Origin of the sequence: Motilibacter deserti (genome assembly GCF_011250635.1) — a bacterium.
GTDB classification, from domain to species: domain Bacteria; phylum Actinomycetota; class Actinomycetes; order Motilibacterales; family Motilibacteraceae; genus Motilibacter_A; species Motilibacter_A deserti.
In genome coordinates this window covers 1-3012 of sequence record NZ_JAANNP010000168.1, presented here as the reverse complement: position 1 = coordinate 3012, position 3012 = coordinate 1, and the positions used below count along the sequence as shown (strand labels likewise).

Here is a 3012-nt window from a genome sequence, read left to right as displayed (position 1 = left end):
GCCGCTATGGGCGCGAGGGGGGTGCTGTAGCACCACCATGGCGCTTATACGCCCCACCACGTGGCGTCGCGCCCACCCGCCTCACCGAGGGCCGGCCCAGCCCGCGTCAGCGCGTGTCGGCCGCGGCGGGCGTCGACGCCGCGGACGGGCGCGCGGTCGAGCCCGTGCTGGGCGCCGGCTTGGGCCGGCAGTAGATCTGGTTGGCCGGGTTGTAGCGGGTGTGGAACGTCTCCTTGCGGGTCTTGCCCTTCTCCGTGATCGTCCGGGTGACGTCGACGTCGAAGCCGCTGACCCCGCCCTGCGCGACGCATCCGGCCGAGGCGTCGTAGACCGTGCTGAAGCCGCGGTAGTTGTAGCGCTCGGACTTCGAGGCCGTGACGTCGCGGTGCTTCGTCGACCACATGCGCACGGTCAACGAGTCGCCCGGGTCGTGGATCGTCTGGATGAAGACGCCGTAGGAAGTGTCGTTCACGAATTTCAGGTCAAGCGTCGGCCACGCGACCGTCGCCTCGCGGCCCTCGGGGTAACGGTTGATGTAGAAGCTGTGCGGCTTGTGCTGCACGTCCTTCAGCCCGGCGAAGAACATTGCGTTGAACGTCGTGGTCGCCACCTGCGAGACGCCGCCGCCGAGCTCCTCGGCGAAGCGGCCGCCGCGGATGATCGTGCCGACGGCGAAGCCGTTCTCCAGCGTGCGCTCGCCCACGATCTTGTTGAGGCTGAACTCCTCGCCGGGCTCGAGCAGCGTGCCGTCGATCAGCTCGGCGGCGCGCCCGATGTTGGTGACGCGGTAGGCGGCGTAGGGGTAGTAGGTCGTGAACTCCGAGACCTCCTCCTTGACCCCGAGCTTGCGGGCCTCGGCGGTCGTCAGCGACGGCTCGGCCTCCTCGAGGCTCGCGGTCACGACCCGCTGGGCGGCGGTCGCCTCGGGCAGCACGTCGAGCAGGTCCGCGGCGAGCGCCTTCATGTCGACCTGGCGGCCGGACTTCGCGGCGACGAGCCGGGGCTTGCCGTCCTCGATCTCGAACGTGGCGTCGCGGGCCGGCTCCTCGGCGTCCTGCAGGCGGGGGCGCAGCGCCTTCGCCAGCTTCGCCGTGTCGAACTCGGGCGTGAGCCGGCCGTCGGGCCCGCCGGTGAGCGACAGGGCGGGGGTGAAGGCACCGGGGGCGACGCGTACGCGCTCGCCGGCCGCCACGATCGTCACGGGCTCGGCGACGGCCGGCTCGACGAACTCGGTGAGGGCACGCTGCACCTCGGCGGCCCCGACCCTCGGCTGCGTGGTGCGCGCGGGCAGTGCGGGCGCCCCGCCTCGCAGGTACGCCGCCTGCAGCGCCGCCGGCGCCCGGTCGCGGTCGAGGGTGACCCCGGCCAGCGCCTCGGTGGTGACCGGCTCGACGCCGTCGAAGGTGATCGCCCCGTCCTGCGGGTCCTCGTCGACCTCGTCGGCGAGGCCGTCGACGGCGGCGGCGAGCTTGGCCGCGTCGGTGCGCACGACGGGGTCGACCTCGTCGCCGCCCGTGAGGTGGCGCGCGAGCTGGGCGGGGCTCCAGCTGCGCTGCGCGCCCGCAGACCGGACGGTGGCGGCCACGTCGAGAGTGAGGCCGGCCTCCTTCGGGTCCACGGTGTAGCGCTCGGGCCCCACGGTCACCGCGATGGGCGCCGCCACCCGGTCCTGCAGGGCGCCGGAGAGCTTCGCCTCGGCCGCTGCGGCGTCGAGCCCACCGATCTCGACCCCGAGAACGCTCGTGTCGCGAGGGACGTTCTCCCCGGCGAGGGCGTAGCCCCCGACCCACACGGCCGCGCCCACTGCGACGACGCCACCGGCGGCCAGCCCCAGCCGACGGCTGAGCCCGCGGTCGAGGTGCGGCACGCGGCGTTCTCCTGGGACGGGGCGACGGGCAAGTGCTGAGGGGCGAGGTCATCCTAGGTCAGCCGCAGCCCGGCCGCGAGGCTCTCGGCGCGCACGGCCGCTCGGGGGCGGTGCGCCGCTCCCGCACGTATCGGGCGGAACCCGCCCGCCGGGCTCCCCCTCAGGCGAGGTCGAGCTGGGCCATGACCTCCTCGAGGGCGACGCCGGCTTCGGTGAAGTGAATCGCGGTGATCCCGACCGCGCGGGCGCCCTCGACGTTCTCCGCGCGGTCGTCGACGAACACCACCTCCTCGGCCGCCGCGCCGAGGGCGTCGAGCGCCGCGACGTAGGCCGCCGGGTCCGGCTTCGCAGCGGGGATGTCGCAGCTGAACGTGAGCGTGTGCAGCGACTGGGCCCAGGGCTGCTCCTCGATCCGGCGCGCGATCGGCACCGGTGCGTTGGAGAGCAGCCCGAGGCGCACACCCCGCTCGCGCAGTGCCGGAAGGGCCCCGGCCACGCGCTCGTCCACGTGCAGCCAGCTCTCGACGTCGCGGCGCACCAGCTGGTCGAGCTCGTCGCCTGTGGCCGGGCGGCCGAGCACCGCGGCCCAGTACTCCGCGTCGTCCATGCCCAGGTCGTACGCCAGCCGGTGCGCCCAGTACGCCTCCCACAGCGCCGCCGGGGGCACGTCGGGGACGACCGCCTCGATGCCGCGCAGGTCCTCGTCGGACTGGGTCAGGGAGATGACGGCGCCGTAGTCGAGCAGCAGTGTCGTGGCCACGGCGAGCCATGATTCCCGAGGCGTACGGGAACGGGGTCGCCGGTCCCCGGCTCAGTAGTGGAACTTGGCCACGTGGTGCTCGAGGTCCGCCGACATCCGAGCCAGCTCGGCGGCGGCCTGCTGGGCCTCGGTGACGCTGTGGGCCGTCGACTGGGCCGTCTCGGCCACGTCGCGGATCCCGTCGGCGATGAGCGAGGTGCCGCCCGCCGCTTCGGAGACGCTGCGGTTCATCTCGCCCGTGACGGCGGTCTGCTCCTCGACCGCGGAAGCGATGGTCGAGGTGTAGTCGTTGATCCGCGCGACGACCGCGGCGATGTCGCCGATGGCCTCGACCGCGCTCACCGAGTCCGTCTGGATCGCATGCACCCGCCGCCCGATGTCGTCC

Annotated in this window: 2 protein-coding genes and 1 pseudogene; all 3 read right to left on the bottom strand. The window is 73.6% G+C overall.

Annotated elements, in window-relative coordinates; all coding sequences use genetic code 11:
• Positions 1–106: 106 nt before the first annotated feature.
• A complete protein-coding gene (locus G9H71_RS21885; protein ID WP_166284882.1) occupies positions 107–1867 on the bottom strand; it encodes a VanW family protein in 1761 nt (586 codons plus the stop codon).
• 160 nt (positions 1868–2027) lie between these two features.
• Positions 2028–2627 carry an HAD-IA family hydrolase gene (locus G9H71_RS21880; RefSeq protein WP_166284881.1) on the bottom strand — a complete coding sequence of 200 codons (600 nt, stop codon included), beginning with the start codon at positions 2625–2627 and terminating at the stop codon, positions 2028–2030.
• Positions 2628–2678: 51 nt separating this feature from the next.
• Positions 2679–3012, bottom strand: a pseudogene (locus G9H71_RS21875) (methyl-accepting chemotaxis protein); the annotation flags it as partial.